The following is a 14,655-nucleotide window of genomic DNA, read 5'->3' on the forward strand; positions in this document are numbered from 1 at the left end:
GGAGAAGATAACCCTTGTAGTAGCCATACGCCAGGTATCCCTAAAAAAATGACATATGAAATGATCTCGCCATTTTCATATGCCATTCTTATAAAATAATCCTAACTTGCCGGGGTTGGGAATCAATTACCTTCTTCCCTACAACAACAATCATGCCATCGTACCACCCACAATATCAAGCAATTCATTGGTAATTGCCTGCTGACGGCTCTTATTATAAAGCAATGTAAGCTCTTGAAGCAAGTCATTGGCATTATCCGTAGCAATCTGCATCGCCATCGTACGTGCTGCATGTTCGGCTGCAGCCGAGTCAAGCAAAACGGTATAAATCTTCAGACGCAGTACCTTGGGTAATAGTTCCTGCATCACCCGTTCTGCCGAAGGCTCAATAATATAATCAGCCTCCATGTGGAATTTCCGCGTATCGTCTTCCCCTTCTTGATTTTTCTGCTCTGCAGACAAATCAAGCGGCAAATACGCCTCTTTGGTCAGAATCTGCGAAGATGAAGACTTAAAATGGTTGTACAGCAAGATGACCTCCTGAATTTCATCAGCCAAATAACGGTCAATAAGCTCCTCTGCCAAATCGGATGCTTCTTTGTAATTGGGCTTTCCACTCATGTGTTGATAGTCACCCATTGGAGTGTATCCCATCTTCTTGACAGCATCAGCCACTTTACGTCCTACCGGATAAATCAGGATATCATCCTTCCGCACTGCCTGAGCATATTCTGCTACCGTTTCCTGCAAATGGCGAATCACATTTGCATTGAATCCCCCGCACAAACTACTATTCGATGCAAACACGACAATCGCAATCTTCCTCACATCACGTTTCACAATGAAAGGCGACTCCACACTTTGTCCCGAACTTAAAAAATTAGTGAGCATATGGTGCAGTCTTCGTTCGTAAGGAAGCATATTTTCAATGTCGCCTTGCGCCTTATGGAGCTTGGCAGAGGCTACCATCTTCATCGCCGAAGTGATTTTCAGCGTCCCGTTGATGGAATTGATTCTTCCTTTTACTTCTTTCAGTGATGCCATGATGATTATTTGTCTTTAAATTGTCCTACAGTGTCTGCCGCTACTTTTTCGATGATTGTTGTCACCTCGTCATTGATTTTTCCACTTGCCAACACATCCAATACATCTTTTTGATGATTAGCACGCATCGTAGTAAGAAACGCATCCTGAAATGCGCGAACCTTATCAATAGGAATATCACGCATCAACGAGTGTGTTCCACAATACAAGATGGCAACCTGCTCGCCTACCGGCATCGGTGAATACTGAGGCTGGATAAGCAACTGGTTGTTCTTACGGCCACGGTCGATAGCCATGGCAGTAACGGGGTCCATATCACTACTGAATTTAGAGAAAGCCTCCAGTTCGCGATACTGAGCCTGGTCAATTTTCAACGTACCTGCCACTTTCTTCATACTCTTGACCTGTGCGCTACCACCGACACGGGATACAGAAATACCCACATTGATGGCAGGTCGGAAACCTTGGTTGAACAAGTCTGTTTCCAAGAATATCTGACCATCGGTAATAGAAATCACATTGGTAGGAATATAAGCCGAAACGTCGCCTGCCTGTGTCTCGATAATAGGCAACGCGGTAAGCGAACCACCCGCTTTCACCTTCCCTTTCAGGCTTGCAGGCAAATCGTTCATGGTTTCTGCCACCTCTTGCTGGCTGATAATCTTTGCCGCACGCTCCAACAGACGAGAATGCAGATAGAAGATATCGCCCGGATAGGCTTCACGGCCTGAAGGGCGGCGCAAAATCAAAGATACTTCACGATAAGCGACAGCCTGCTTTGACAAGTCATCGTAAACAACTAACGCATGACGGCCCGTATCGCGGAAATATTCACCGATAGCTGCACCTGCAAATGGTGCAAAATACTGCAAGGCTGCAGGATCGGATGCAGTAGCAGCTACCACAATCGTATAATCCATCGCACCTTTTTCGCGCAATACATTTACAAGGCTCGCAACAGTGGAACCTTTCTGACCTACTGCCACATAAATGCAATATACAGGATCTCCTGCTTCGTAATTATGACGCTGGTTGATAATAGTGTCGATGGCAATAGCTGTCTTACCTGTCTGACGGTCACCAATAATCAACTCACGCTGTCCACGTCCAATAGGAATCATGGCATCAATAGCTTTCAGACCTGTCTGTAACGGTTCAGTCACAGGCTGACGGAAAATTACTCCCGGTGCCTTGCGTTCCAAAGGCATTTCACAAGTATCTCCTCCTATTTCACCACGTCCGTCCAAAGGTACCCCTAACGGGTCGATAACACGTCCCAACATACCTTCTCCTACATTAATAGAGGCAATACGATTAGTCCGCTTAACGACCATCCCTTCTTTCACTTGATCGGTAGGTCCCAACAAGACGGCTCCGACATTGTCTTCCTCCAGATTCATCACGACTCCCATAAGTCCGTTCTCAAACTGGAGCAATTCATTGGCTTCAGCATTACGTAATCCGTAAATACGAGCCACGCCATCGCTCACCTGAAGCACGGTACCTACTTCATCGAATTTCAGAGAAGTGTCTATTCCTTGCAACTGCTGGAGTAACACTTCCGAAACTTCACTGGGTTTGATATTATTATTTTCTGGCATAAGCTTAATAAATTGAATATTAAGAATCAGAAATAGAAAGTTGGAGAAGCTCATGGCTTCTCCCCTTTCAAAATTCTCAATTCTATTAAATGATTCTCCTGTTTTTTGCTATAAACTGCTGTTTCACACGCTTTAACTGATTAGCCACACTGGCATCCATCCGATACCCGGCGACCTCTACGATATAACCACCAATCAGTTCAGAATCCACTTTCGTATCCAATTCAATAGTAGCATTATTGTTACTTTTTGACAAAGACTTTTTCAAGTAGTCTTCCAATTTGGGTGATGGCACAGCAGTCATTAACTTGCCGATGAGAATGTTTTTATCCTCACGATACAAATCAATGTACGACCAGGTCATGAACTGCAAGAATTTTTCTCTTTTTTCTTCTAATACCAGACTAAAGAAACGCATCAGCTCGTCGCTTACATTGGCTCCGCCAGCTGCTTCATGCAATAATTTCAGCTTTGTCTGGACATCCAATACAGGATTCTCCACTGCATGACGCAAATCGGCAACACGGTCAAAATAGGTAGCAAGTCTTTTCATTTCCTGATACACTTTGTCTTCCTTATTCACCGTCTTGGCATAAGCAAGCAATGCCTTTGCATAACGTCTGGAAACAACTCCCGTATTCATAACCTAATTATTTTTTTGAAGATTCAAGCATTTCATCCAGCATACGGTCTATCAAAGCATTTTGCTCTTTGGCATCAATAAGCTTGCTCCGCATAATCTTTTCAGCTATTTCGACTGAAAGCACAGCTACTTGACGACGAATATCGCGGATTGCACTTTCCTTTTCAGTCTCAATCTGCTTTTTCACTTCTGCCATCAGACGCTGGCCTTCAACTATAGCCTTATCTTGAGCATCTTTCACGATGCGGTCACGTGTGACGGCAGCCTCACTCAAGATGCGGTTTTGCTCTTCACGTGCCTGAGCCAAGATCTTTTCACCCTCAAGCTTCACGTTTGCCAATTGTTCATTGGCTTCACGTGCTGCTTTCAGCGAATTGTCAATATATGCTTTCCGGTCCTCTACTGCCTTAATGATTACGGGGAATCCATATTTCGCCAACAAAACGAAAACGACACCAAACGTAATAATCATCCAAAACACTAGCCCCGGATCCGGAGTTAATAATCCCATAAGCTACATTTTTTACAAGAACAATGTCAACAAGCAAACCACAATGGCGATAAGGGCAACACCTTCGACCAAAGCAGCAGCAATAATCATATTCATACGCAAATCACCAGATGCTTCCGGCTGACGAGCCATAGCTTCCATGGCAGCACCACCGATTTTACCGATACCGATACCTGCACCCAATACTGCGATACCTGCGCCGATAGCAGCGCCCAATTTACTAATGCCAACACCTGCAGCAGCCTGCAATAAAACTGATAATAACATAATTCTAAAAATTTAATTGGTTATACTTTTTAATTTATTGTCTTTTTTATTCATGATGTTCTTTCACTCTCGACAAACCGATAAACACCGCCGAAAGCATCGTGAACACATACGCTTGGATGAATGCGACCAAAAGTTCAAGTGCATTCATAAAAATACCGAATGCCACAGCGACAACCGTCATCGAACCATTGATGACAGCACCGGCCTTAACTGTGATGAAAATGATAGCAATCAAACTCAACAAAGCAGCATGCCCCGCCATCATATTGGCGAAAAGACGAATCATCAAGGCAAACGGTTTAGTGAATATACCGAAGAATTCAATCAACGGCATCATAGGAATGGGGACTTTCAGCCATGTAGGAACCTCAGGCCAAAAAATCTCTTTCCAATATGCCTTTGTACCAAAAATATTGGTAAAAAGGAAAGTACATATTGCCAGCACCATAGTAATAGCAATATTACCAGTCACTGTAGCACCTCCTGGGAATATTGGAATCAATCCCATCAGATTATTCACCAGCACAAAGAAGAAAGCAGTCAGCAAATAAGGAGCATAGCGTTTGTAATCCTCCCCTATACAACCTTTGATCACATCATTGTATATGGACATTACTGTCGCTTCAACCATTCCCACACCACCCTTTGGGGCACCTTGTTCCAAAGCATGTTTTTTATACCAACGTGCACAACTTAACATAATCACTACCAATAAGGCACTGTTGATGAATAAGCCTAGCACATTTTTAGTAATGGAAATGTCAATGGGTCTCACCTCTTCGCCAGCAGCATTCCTCTCCACTATCTTGCCGTCATAAGCTCCTCCTTCGGCTATGTACAGACCTTCATATTCTTTTCCTTCCGCAAGATGGGAAGAACAAAACACATGCCAGCCCGTACTGCTTTTCACAATGACTGGGAGCGGAATGGTGAGATGTGTATCACCTACTGTGACCACGTGCCACTCGTAAGCATCACCGATATGCCCGAAAATAAGTTCGTTCACATCTATATCTTCTTCACCGCCGGTCTCCGCCCTCAGCGTCATTGTCGGAATTGCCGACAACAGCAGCAGCGTCAATACTATGTACCGTATTCTTTTCATTTTTTACTTGTTTACTTAATTTCAGTTTCGCTTCAAAGCGAAGGAAGAAACGGGTCTCGAAAACCAGAAACGCAAAATAATAAAAGACAAAAGCCGCCACAAAAGCCACTACGTCTTCTTTTATCACGAATCCATAGGAAACCAGTATCAAAGCACTTAATATCAATTTCAGTACTTTACATATCAGGTAAGTCATTGCTATCTTGTCCGTTCCTAATTCATAACCGAATGCGAACATAAAGATGTATAAAAAACCAAACAGATAAAAGAACACAGGGATAATCGGAAACCAAACAAAGTACCACGTTGGAATAACGAAATGAAAAATCAATCCCATTCCTGCTGTAAGAACAATGTTTGCCACAGTAAGCTCCTCTATGAATTTCTTCTTTACGGTCTTCAAATACATTTTGCCAATACAGCTTTAACTTTGCTACATCTCTCTTTTTCAGAGTTCAGCGCAAACTGATATCTGATTGTCTCTGACTTCTACGAATCCACCCTTAATTTGCAAGGACTGCGATTCTGTCCCAGTCGTATACTTCACTTCTCCAGCCATCAACGATGAAATCAGCGGCGCATGATTCACCAACACTTGGAACTCTCCAAGTTCTCCTGGTAAAACAGCCATATCTACTTTTCCCTCGAAAATAGTACGTTCAGGTGAAGCGATAACCAGATGAAGTTCTTTCATTAGTCATTCATTTTTAAGTTTGTCAGTCCTTCAGCTTATTTGTTTCTTACTTACAGTTTCTATAGCCTAGCTCACTATAGAATAAAAAAACAAAAAAACTTAAAACCAAAATCCTTATCCTTTCGCTGCCGCAAGCAATTTCTCGCCTTTCTTGATAGCATCTTCAATCGTTCCCACATTCAAGAATGCCTGTTCAGGCAAGTAATCTACCTCACCATCCAGAATCATCTTGAAACCTTTAATCGTATCTTCAATGGAAACCATTACACCCGGTACACCGGTAAACTGTTCGGCAACAGCAAACGGCTGTGACAAGAAACGCTGTACACGACGCGCACGATTCACGGTCAGACGATCTTCATCAGATAATTCATCCATACCCAAAATAGAAATGATGTCTTGCAATTCCTTATTACGCTGCAAAATCTGTTTTACACGTTGGGCAGTCTCATAATGTTCTTTCCCCACAATCAGCGGATCCAAGATACGTGAAGTAGAATCCAACGGGTCTACAGCCGGATATATTCCTAACTCCGTAATCTTACGGCTCAACACCGTTGTGGCATCCAAGTGTGTAAAAGTTGTAGCAGGTGCCGGGTCCGTCAAGTCATCAGCAGGCACATACACCGCTTGTACAGAAGTGATGGAGCCATTCTTGGTAGAAGTGATTCGTTCCTGCATCTGTCCCATTTCAGTAGCCAGCGTAGGCTGATAACCCACAGCCGAAGGCATACGTCCCAACAAAGCAGATACCTCAGAACCAGCCTGAGTGAAACGGAAAATGTTATCGATGAAGAACAAGATATCACGGGGACCGTTTTCACCCGTTTCACGGTCACGGAAAGACTCTGCAAGCGTCAGACCAGACAAAGCCACAGACTGACGTGCACCAGGAGGCTCATTCATCTGGCCAAACACCATGGATACCTGTGACTTCTCCACTTCCTTGTAATCCACCTTCGACAAGTCCCAATTTCCTTCTTCCATACTCTTCAGAAACTCATCACCATAGCGGATAACCCCAGATTCAATCATTTCTCTCAACAAGTCATTACCTTCACGCGTACGTTCACCTACACCGGCAAAGACAGAGAAACCATTGTGTTTCTTGGCAATGTTGTTAATCAACTCTTTGATAAGCACGGTCTTTCCTACACCCGCACCACCAAACAAACCAATTTTACCTCCTTTTAAATAAGGCTCCAAAAGGTCGATAACTTTAATACCTGTAAAAAGAACTTCTTGTGATGTAGCCAGGTCTTCGAACTTAGGCGGCTCACGGTGAATCGGGAAACCATCTTTTTTATCCAGTTCCGTCATACCGTCAATCGCATCACCTACGACATTCATCACACGTCCTTTAATCTGATTTCCTACCGGCATAGAAATCGGATGACCGGCAGGTACGACTTCCATTCCACGCTTCAATCCGTCCGTACTGTCCATGGCAACGCAACGTACGGTATCCTCACCGATATGTTGCTGCACTTCGATTACCAGCGTACGCCCATCGTTACGAACGATAGTCAACGCATCGTGGATTTTCGGCAAGGATTTTTCCACATCCTGTCCTTCTTCCAATTTGAAGTACACATCGACCACCGGACCGATGACCTGCGAAATGTGTCCAACGATTTTTGACATAAGCTTTACTCTTTTTATTATAGATTCAATATTCTGTGTTACCTGAAACAAGTTTTACAATTGTTCAATGTTTGACCAAATCATCTATGCAAATTTAAATAAATATCTTATAAACCTGTCATTCTACATAACATTTTTTTATAAAAAAACCACTTTTCCCACCTAACGTGAAACAAGATATTAACATGACTGTCATTACAGCTTACTTTTTAAACAATTATTCACAGAAAAAGTTCTGAAAACGGTATCGTGTGCGAGAACGACAAATTTATCCGACAATCGTAGCTACCACTCTGCGCGCCCCACCATAATCCCTGAACTCGCATAAATAAATACCTTGCCAAGTACCCAAATTCATATGTCCATCCGTAATGGGAATAGTCAGTGACACCCCCGTCAAACTACATTTGGCATGACTGGGCATGTCATCCGAACCTTCATCAGTATGAGTGTAATAAGGCTGATTTTCCTTCACTAAATCATTATAAATACATTCCATGTCATTTCGCACGCTGGGATCATAATTTTCATTGATGCTCAATGCACAACTGGTATGTTTTACAAACAAATGTAACAGACCTTTTTCTGGAAGTACAGGCAAATGGCTTGCAACCTCCTGAGTAATCAAATGAAATCCTCTTCTTCGAGGTTTCAACGAAAATTCAACTTGCTCAATCATAAGTCACTTACTTTTTATGCATCCAAATCCCGTCCACCTTCCGACGGACCATAACTATATTCAAGACAGACACCAGTAAAAAGACACACGCTCCCGTCAACAAAGCCGGCAACAGACTTTCATTTCCCGCATCAGGAAGCAACGAAGTTATCACAGGCAAATAAGTTCCGCGTATCCCTATTACGATAGCTATGCCCAGCAACAACACAGACAGATTCAGCACAACAGCCAACATTTGATAGGGTCTTGCCACCTGCGCCGGACTATAACCTATCAACAACAATGTTTCCAGCTTTCGCATATTTTTCTGCAACAACAGATAAATACTAAGTATCAAAATATAGAAAGACAAAACGCTTATCAACAAACCGACAGACAAAACCACCCCGACAATCAATTTCAAAAACCAAACTGTCTTTCCAGCTTCCAGTTCGTTCCCTTCCATCTCATAGCCTTTGCGCTGGACAAACTGCACGATGCGTTCATCGGCTGGATTACCCACCTCAACAATCAATCGTGAAGGCTCAGCCTCAACTCCTGTGCTGAAACGTGCATTTGCCCAACGTATAAAAGATTCAGGTACCAATATTGTATTCAACCTACTGGAAAAACCTACGATATGACCTTTCATTTGCTCGGTTTTCCCATTCCCGACCAAACGGATATCCAAATTTACCATACCGATAATCCCTTCAGACAACTGAGGCAAATTCCGACTTTGCGCAAACCCGAAATTATACAAGTTCAAATAATTACGAGGAATGATGATAGGAATGACATTCGACTCGGGATTGAATTTCCATTCCTCCGACTGCACATCGACATACGCATCTGGAACCGATTCAAAAAACAAATCGGTAGACATCTTGATGCCTTGCAACCCCATTCCAGCCATCACTTTAAATTGAGAAGGTAAAAAACTACCCACACGCTTCACGAATGGCTGTTCTTCTATCTCTGCAATATCTCCAGCTGAAAATGTGGTCTGCTTGCCTACAATTGTACCTAACGTACTTACTTTCTTACTTATAATGATATAGTCACCTTTCAAAAAACTGTTTTCCTGAGTGAACATAGGCAAAACATCCCGATAAAACTGTACAGCAAGCAACACGATTACCATTCCACACACGTTTGCCAATGAAAAACCCAGTAATTGAGAAAGGCTGATATGCTGCTTCAATAACTTCCAAATCATATTTTTATAATGAACATTTTATGATTAAACTACAATGACAACACCCTATCGTATTCCAAAGGCAAATGTTTACCAATGGACGTCACCACCACCCCTGCACCACGTTTACCGATTTCTTCACAAAGTATATCTGCCATCACTTTGCTGTTTCCATCGTCAAGGTGACTGATTGGTTCATCCAAGAAAATAAAGTCAAACGGTTGGCACAAGGCACGAACAAACGCCACACGTTGCTGCTGCCCGAATGACATGCGGCTTACCTTTTGCTCTTTTTTTCCATCAATCCCCAAACGCAAAAGCCACTCGTCAACCTGTTTCCGCGAAGCATAGCGGGTCAATGCATTCTTCAACCGGATATTCTCGATTGCACTCAATTCTCCGAACAACCTCATTTCCTGAAAAAGCATACTCAACGAACGTTTTCGCAAATCCACCCATTCACGCACCGAAAAACTGCGCACATTACGCCCGTCAAAAGTAATGATACCCTGATAATCTTTCCGATACCCATAAATAAAACTACAAAGAGAAGATTTACCTGTACCCGAAGCTGCCTCCAGCAGATAAATCTTCCCTTTTTGAAAGGTTATCTGCCGATGCCATACATCTGAGATAACCATATCCTTGCCGGCAAATACTTCCGGCAACGTTTGTTGCAACTCTATTGTTTCCATTGTCTTCCATTCTTTATTCTTCCATTCGGGAACGATACCCATTGCTCTGACAAATACCGTCCCGAACGCATGAATCACACTTTAATTTATCGAACTCAACAGCACACGGAGAATATTTTGCTTCTTGTCTTTCATTATCAGTTCCATCCGTGACTTTTCCGCATCAACCGATTCAATGACAAGGTAATCCAACCCCTTCACAAACCTGAGCGCCTCCATTTCAGGACGGTCTGGAAATGATTGCCCAGTTTCCAGCAACGCAGCAAGGTTCATTGCATAAAAACAACGTTTTCCCTTCACTTCCTTCCCCCACGGGCAATCACGCAAAGAGAGTCCTTCCACAGATGCATCTACCAACCGGGAATCATTGGTAAAATAAAACTTTCCGTCAGAGACCCCAAACCAGAAAGACAAACTTCCAGGACGCATGCCAAGCATACTGCCATCCATCATCCAAAATTCGTATGCAGAAGTTCCACGGTTTATCAGTTTCATCTGCCCGCCTGTCAGCAAGAGCAAAGGCTTCAAGTCCTCGAATGTCTGAAGAAAGCCATTATCTGTCACATCAGCATACGCAATAAACTTATTCGCCAGCAAATCACCCGCAATTGCCATATCTCCTTTCAATGCACTGAATATGGCCTCAAAATCGACAGGCATCATCGAATTTTCCAACTGGTTATTGAACACTGGATGCTCTTTCAACATTTCATACGCCTTCTTTCCATCCACATTCACCGATAACCAGAAACCCGTATTGGCAGGGAAAAAATCCAAATACTTGCCCGACACCTTCCCGAACACTTGCATTTGCCTGTCTTTCATCTGCTTCATCACAGGATCCGTTGTCAGGTCAGTAAAGTCAACGGTCATCTTCCCTTCTCCAAAAGTAACCTCCGCCATACATTTCACATCCTTCATCTTCATGTCGCCGGAAATACCCATCATCATCGGAGTCACGTAACGTCCGGGAATCAAATCAAGCGTTCCCAAAGCTATGACATCTCCATTCCCACTCTTCATCCTCGCAAAATCCGAAGTGGCACGATAACCTTCTTTCTCGCCTTGGCGCAACAACATCGAAGCAGTATGCAACAGATCTTGCGGTGCACCTCCATTAGGGTCGGCCAGCAACAGTAATGCATCTGACGTGTAGGCCGCAAGCACATTTCCCATAACCGTCCACGAACAACCATTCTCTTCCATCGGCATTGAACAAATCTGTTGCTTGCTCAAAGCCTTGAATAACTCTTCCAGCTTCCCCTCGTCAGACACACGTGCCAACATCCCGGCCGAAATAGATTGCGATTCCATAAAAAAATAAAGATTCCTGCGAAAATCAATACCACTTTCCGAAGGGTTTTCAATTATCTTATCTATTAATTGCCCGGAGCCTTGCATACCACTTTTCAATGCATCTCCCAGCCTTTGCACAGCGTTTTTTCCTGTTTCTCCCGACAATCCGCTTTTATCGACAATAGACACGGGATTGACGGATATCACCAAAGCAGCGTCTTCGGGCAAAGCAGATTCATATTCATTTCCGCCTGTACAAGACACCATCATCCCCACAAGCATCGTCCAACAGGCCATCCAAACACTTATTGTCTTCTTCTGTATCATAACATTTATATATTAAAAAATTTATTATTAATGTCCGCATCTACCCCCATCTAACTAAGTTGAAAACGCAATAGTACTGCATTGGCAGATGAAGTATATATCCATAGGCGGATGAAGTATATATTCAATCGCAGATGAAGTATATATTCATTCGCACATGCAGTATATATTCATTTTTCAGGGGTACATATTGGCTGTTTGCAGACATTCATTTTATTATTTATTCATTCACATGTACCAAGTTCATCAAATGCACCGATACCAATGCCGCCGTCTCCGTCCGCAGCCTTGACTTTCCCAGGCTTACCGGCTGGAAGCCGAAAGATTCCGCCAGCTTTACTTCTTCCGGACTAAAGTCACCTTCAGGCCCCACCAGTACCACTGCTCCAGCTTCCGGATTCAGCACGTTCCTTAACAAAGGCTTTTCTCCCTCATAACAATGAGCTATGAATTTTTGTCCCGGAAAGTCCTTACACACGAACTTGGCAAAATCTACCATTCCATTCACCAAGGGTTTCCGTGCTTTTAGCGACTGCTTGACTGCGGATATCACAATTTTCTCAATACGCTCATTCTTCACCACTTTACGTTCCGAAAAACGGCAATTCAAAAATGTCAGTTCATCAAAACCAATCTCGGTAGCCTTCTCCACAAACCACTCCGTACGGTCTATGTTCTTCGTAGGAGCCATGGCAAGATGCAAATGTCCTGTCCAAAGCGGTTCCTGAGCAATGGTTTCAATAACCTTTACACGGCACCGCTTCCCGGCAATGCCATCTATCAAAGCCTTGTAGAAAAACCCCTTTCCATCGGTCAACAAGACTTCATCTCCCACGGTAAGCCGCAGCACACGCAGACAATGAGCCGCCTCTTCTTCGGGCAACTCCGCTTTAGTCCTTATGTCAGGCGTATAAAATGTATGCATAATTCCTCCCTGTATTAGTTTTTATTGTTTTCTTCATTTTCCCGTTTGCGGATTTCATCCCGCAATTGCGACGCGCGTTCATAATCTTCACACTGAACCGCCTCATCCATCGCCCTTTTCAGCATATCAATATCTACCGAGTTGATTGACATCGTATAGCTGGAACCGTCCGAAGAAATATTGCGCAAATGTTCTTTTTCCAAAATATCTTCGTATACATAAAGCGGGAAACCTGCCCGCAATGACAACACAATGGCATCCGACGTACGCGCATCTACTACATCCACTTCCCCATCGGCTCTCCTTATATATAAATAGGTGGAATATATTCCATTCTTCACTTGATAAATAACCCCTTTCAGACATTGCAGACGACCAACTGCCATCACATTCAACAACAAGTCGTGCGTAAACGGACGTGGCGGCCTATAGTGCATTTCCGCCATTTTGATGCCCTGCGCTTCAACCGCCCCGATAATCAATGCCAGTTTCCGTTCCTCTCCCCCAACTTCTTCCAAAACCAACGCAAACGAATCTGACGGTTTCAAGACCGATGACATATCCAGAATCTTCAGTTCAACCTCTTTCATTCCTTCACGTGTTTATATTTAAAGACGATGGCAAACAAGATTGCCACCACCAATGCGTATGCAGCAAAAACAAACCAAGCACGGCTCCATCCCTCTACCTGAGGAAGCGAACTGTTGAAGTCGACAAAACGATTGACCACCGCCTGCGCACTCAGCGTACCGATGGTAGCTCCCAAGCCATTGGTCATGATAATGAACAGCCCCTGCGCGCTGGAACGCACATCCACATCCGTTTCTTTGTCGACAAACAAAGAGCCAGACACGTTGAAAAAATCGAAAGCCACACCATACACAATCATCGAAAGGATAAACATCCACACACCTTCACCCGGATTTCCAAAACCGAACAAGCCAAAGCGCAATACCCACGCCACCATTGCGATAAGCATCACCTTCTTGATACCGAAACGACTCAGGAAAAAAGGTATCAGCAGGATACAGCACGTCTCGCTAATCTGCGACAAGGAAATAAGTAAATTGGCATGCTGAACGCCGAACGTATCAGCATACTCAGGAATAGCACTGAAACTCGTAATATACGGATTGGCAAAACCATTGGTAATCTGCAAAGAAACTCCCAGCAACATGGAAAATATAAAAAAAACAGCCATCTTGCGCCGGCGGAACAACAGGAAAGCTTTCAACCCCAATGCCTCAGCCAATGATTTCGTACCTCCACCGCCACGATTTACCGGACAAGCAGGAAGTGTGTTGGCATAAACAGCAAGCAGAACACCCCAACCAGCACAAACAAAAAACTGCATATAATTGGATTGGAATCCCCACAAATCCACCAGCCACATAGAACAAATGAAGCCAATCGTGCCACACGTACGAATGGGTGGAAAAGCCTTGATAGTATCCAGCCCTGCGCGGTCAAGGGCGGAATAAGCTACTGAATTTGACAATGCCAATGTAGGCATATAAAATGCCACACTCATTGAATAAAAAGCAAACAGAACAGGAAACGAAACCTGGTCGCCTGCCGTCAAGCCATAATAACCTGCACCCGCCATAAACAGAGCAGCCAGCAAATGACTCAGCCCCAAAAGCCGCTGGGCAGGCACCCAACGGTCGGCTATGATACCCAAAATCGCCGGCATGAACAAGGAAACGATACCTTGCATAGCATAAAATATCCCGATGTGACCTCCCAGCCCAATTCCTGCCAGATACGTCCCCATCGAAGTCAAGTAAGCCCCCCACACAGCAAATTGCAGGAAGTTCATCACTATCAATCGAACTTTGACATTCATATTCGCTTCATTTTATCATATATACTCCAAATAAAAAACAATGAAACAAATATACGGAAAGATTATGACTTTACAAATTGTGAAACAAGAAAATAAGAAGCTGTTTTGAATTTCTCCAAAAAGTTTTTCTTGGCTTGATGTATCCGTTTTCGTGTGTGCTTTGGGCGATTTTTTGGTCCTTTTCGCTCCTGTTCTTCG

Annotated in this window: 16 protein-coding genes; all 16 read right to left on the minus strand. The window is 43.6% G+C overall.

Translation table 11 applies throughout. The features are described from left to right. Positions 1–150: 150 nt before the first annotated feature. The 16 genes from B5F78_RS07475 to B5F78_RS07550 all read right to left on the minus strand — a co-directional run bounded on the left by B5F78_RS07475 (position 151) and on the right by B5F78_RS07550 (position 14,457). A complete protein-coding gene (locus tag B5F78_RS07475) occupies positions 151–1,044 on the minus strand; it encodes a F0F1 ATP synthase subunit gamma (protein WP_087208805.1) in 894 nt (297 codons plus the stop codon). A 5-nt stretch (positions 1,045–1,049) separates the two neighbouring features. Continuing rightward, a complete protein-coding gene (gene atpA, locus B5F78_RS07480) occupies positions 1,050–2,645 on the minus strand; it encodes a F0F1 ATP synthase subunit alpha (protein ID WP_022040752.1) in 1,596 nt (531 codons plus the stop codon). Between the two features lie 85 nt (positions 2,646–2,730). Further along, positions 2,731–3,288: a F0F1 ATP synthase subunit delta gene (locus B5F78_RS07485; RefSeq protein ID WP_087208807.1), complete on the minus strand. Its 558-nt coding sequence runs from the start codon at positions 3,286–3,288 to the stop codon at positions 2,731–2,733. Between the two features lie 7 nt (positions 3,289–3,295). Next, the gene (atpF, locus tag B5F78_RS07490) at positions 3,296–3,799 is read right to left on the minus strand and encodes a F0F1 ATP synthase subunit B (protein WP_022040754.1); all 504 of its coding nucleotides are present in this window, start codon (positions 3,797–3,799) and stop codon (positions 3,296–3,298) included. Positions 3,800–3,811: 12 nt separating this feature from the next. Then, positions 3,812–4,066 (minus strand): ATP synthase F0 subunit C, encoded by a 255-nt coding sequence (gene atpE, locus B5F78_RS07495; protein ID WP_013616285.1) that lies wholly within the window; start codon positions 4,064–4,066, stop codon positions 3,812–3,814. Positions 4,067–4,112: 46 nt separating this feature from the next. Beyond that, a complete protein-coding gene (atpB, locus tag B5F78_RS07500; protein ID WP_204247027.1) occupies positions 4,113–5,174 on the minus strand; it encodes a F0F1 ATP synthase subunit A in 1,062 nt (353 codons plus the stop codon). Continuing rightward, positions 5,089–5,583, minus strand: a complete 495-nt coding sequence (locus tag B5F78_RS07505; protein ID WP_087406399.1) for a hypothetical protein — start codon at positions 5,581–5,583, stop codon at positions 5,089–5,091. Before B5F78_RS07505 ends, atpB begins: the two co-directional genes overlap by 86 nt. 39 nt (positions 5,584–5,622) lie before the next feature. After that, entirely contained in the window at positions 5,623–5,868 is a 246-nt protein-coding gene (locus tag B5F78_RS07510; protein WP_022040757.1) for a F0F1 ATP synthase subunit epsilon, read from the minus strand. A 114-nt stretch (positions 5,869–5,982) separates the two neighbouring features. Continuing rightward, positions 5,983–7,512 carry a F0F1 ATP synthase subunit beta gene (atpD, locus tag B5F78_RS07515; RefSeq protein WP_087208809.1) on the minus strand — a complete coding sequence of 510 codons (1,530 nt, stop codon included), beginning with the start codon at positions 7,510–7,512 and terminating at the stop codon, positions 5,983–5,985. Between the two features lie 268 nt (positions 7,513–7,780). Next, on the minus strand, positions 7,781–8,191 hold the full coding sequence (locus tag B5F78_RS07520) for a secondary thiamine-phosphate synthase enzyme YjbQ (protein ID WP_022040760.1): 411 nt from the start codon (positions 8,189–8,191) through the stop codon (positions 7,781–7,783). 7 nt (positions 8,192–8,198) lie between these two features. Next, complete coding sequence (locus B5F78_RS07525; protein WP_022040761.1) at positions 8,199–9,389, minus strand: hypothetical protein; 1,191 nt, start codon at positions 9,387–9,389, stop codon at positions 8,199–8,201. A gap of 29 nt (positions 9,390–9,418) precedes the next feature. Continuing rightward, positions 9,419–10,063, minus strand: coding sequence for an ATP-binding cassette domain-containing protein (locus tag B5F78_RS07530; RefSeq protein WP_087406405.1), 645 nt, complete (start codon positions 10,061–10,063; stop codon positions 9,419–9,421). A gap of 81 nt (positions 10,064–10,144) precedes the next feature. Continuing rightward, complete coding sequence (locus B5F78_RS07535; protein WP_087406400.1) at positions 10,145–11,686, minus strand: DUF4836 family protein; 1,542 nt, start codon at positions 11,684–11,686, stop codon at positions 10,145–10,147. Positions 11,687–11,906: 220 nt separating this feature from the next. Then, complete coding sequence (locus B5F78_RS07540; RefSeq protein WP_087406401.1) at positions 11,907–12,611, minus strand: 16S rRNA (uracil(1498)-N(3))-methyltransferase; 705 nt, start codon at positions 12,609–12,611, stop codon at positions 11,907–11,909. A gap of 14 nt (positions 12,612–12,625) precedes the next feature. Further along, positions 12,626–13,201, minus strand: a complete 576-nt coding sequence (locus B5F78_RS07545) for a bifunctional nuclease family protein (RefSeq protein WP_087247244.1) — start codon at positions 13,199–13,201, stop codon at positions 12,626–12,628. After that, positions 13,198–14,457 carry an MFS transporter gene (locus B5F78_RS07550; protein ID WP_087406402.1) on the minus strand — a complete coding sequence of 420 codons (1,260 nt, stop codon included), beginning with the start codon at positions 14,455–14,457 and terminating at the stop codon, positions 13,198–13,200. The genes B5F78_RS07545 and B5F78_RS07550 overlap by 4 nt, the downstream gene beginning before the upstream one ends. Between the last annotated feature and the right edge of the window lie 198 nt (positions 14,458–14,655).

It is taken from the genome of Bacteroides sp. An279, assembly GCF_002159615.1.
Lineage (GTDB): Bacteria > Bacteroidota > Bacteroidia > Bacteroidales > Bacteroidaceae > Phocaeicola > Phocaeicola intestinalis.

Coding starts and splice junctions, on each gene's coding strand:
- B5F78_RS07475 (WP_087208805.1), bottom strand. CDS start 1,044: ATGGCATCACTGAAAGAAGTAAAAGGAAGAATCAATTCCATCAACGGG.
- atpA (WP_022040752.1), bottom strand. CDS start 2,645: ATGCCAGAAAATAATAATATCAAACCCAGTGAAGTTTCGGAAGTGTTA.
- B5F78_RS07485 (WP_087208807.1), bottom strand. CDS start 3,288: ATGAATACGGGAGTTGTTTCCAGACGTTATGCAAAGGCATTGCTTGCT.
- atpF (WP_022040754.1), bottom strand. CDS start 3,799: ATGGGATTATTAACTCCGGATCCGGGGCTAGTGTTTTGGATGATTATT.
- atpE (WP_013616285.1), bottom strand. CDS start 4,066: ATGTTATTATCAGTTTTATTGCAGGCTGCTGCAGGTGTTGGCATTAGT.
- atpB (WP_204247027.1), bottom strand. CDS start 5,174: ATGAAAAGAATACGGTACATAGTATTGACGCTGCTGCTGTTGTCGGCA.
- B5F78_RS07505 (WP_087406399.1), bottom strand. CDS start 5,583: ATGTATTTGAAGACCGTAAAGAAGAAATTCATAGAGGAGCTTACTGTG.
- B5F78_RS07510 (WP_022040757.1), bottom strand. CDS start 5,868: ATGAAAGAACTTCATCTGGTTATCGCTTCACCTGAACGTACTATTTTC.
- atpD (WP_087208809.1), bottom strand. CDS start 7,512: ATGTCAAAAATCGTTGGACACATTTCGCAGGTCATCGGTCCGGTGGTC.
- B5F78_RS07520 (WP_022040760.1), bottom strand. CDS start 8,191: ATGATTGAGCAAGTTGAATTTTCGTTGAAACCTCGAAGAAGAGGATTT.
- B5F78_RS07525 (WP_022040761.1), bottom strand. CDS start 9,389: ATGATTTGGAAGTTATTGAAGCAGCATATCAGCCTTTCTCAATTACTG.
- B5F78_RS07530 (WP_087406405.1), bottom strand. CDS start 10,063: ATGGAAACAATAGAGTTGCAACAAACGTTGCCGGAAGTATTTGCCGGC.
- B5F78_RS07535 (WP_087406400.1), bottom strand. CDS start 11,686: ATGATACAGAAGAAGACAATAAGTGTTTGGATGGCCTGTTGGACGATG.
- B5F78_RS07540 (WP_087406401.1), bottom strand. CDS start 12,611: ATGCATACATTTTATACGCCTGACATAAGGACTAAAGCGGAGTTGCCC.
- B5F78_RS07545 (WP_087247244.1), bottom strand. CDS start 13,201: ATGAAAGAGGTTGAACTGAAGATTCTGGATATGTCATCGGTCTTGAAA.
- B5F78_RS07550 (WP_087406402.1), bottom strand. CDS start 14,457: ATGAATGTCAAAGTTCGATTGATAGTGATGAACTTCCTGCAATTTGCT.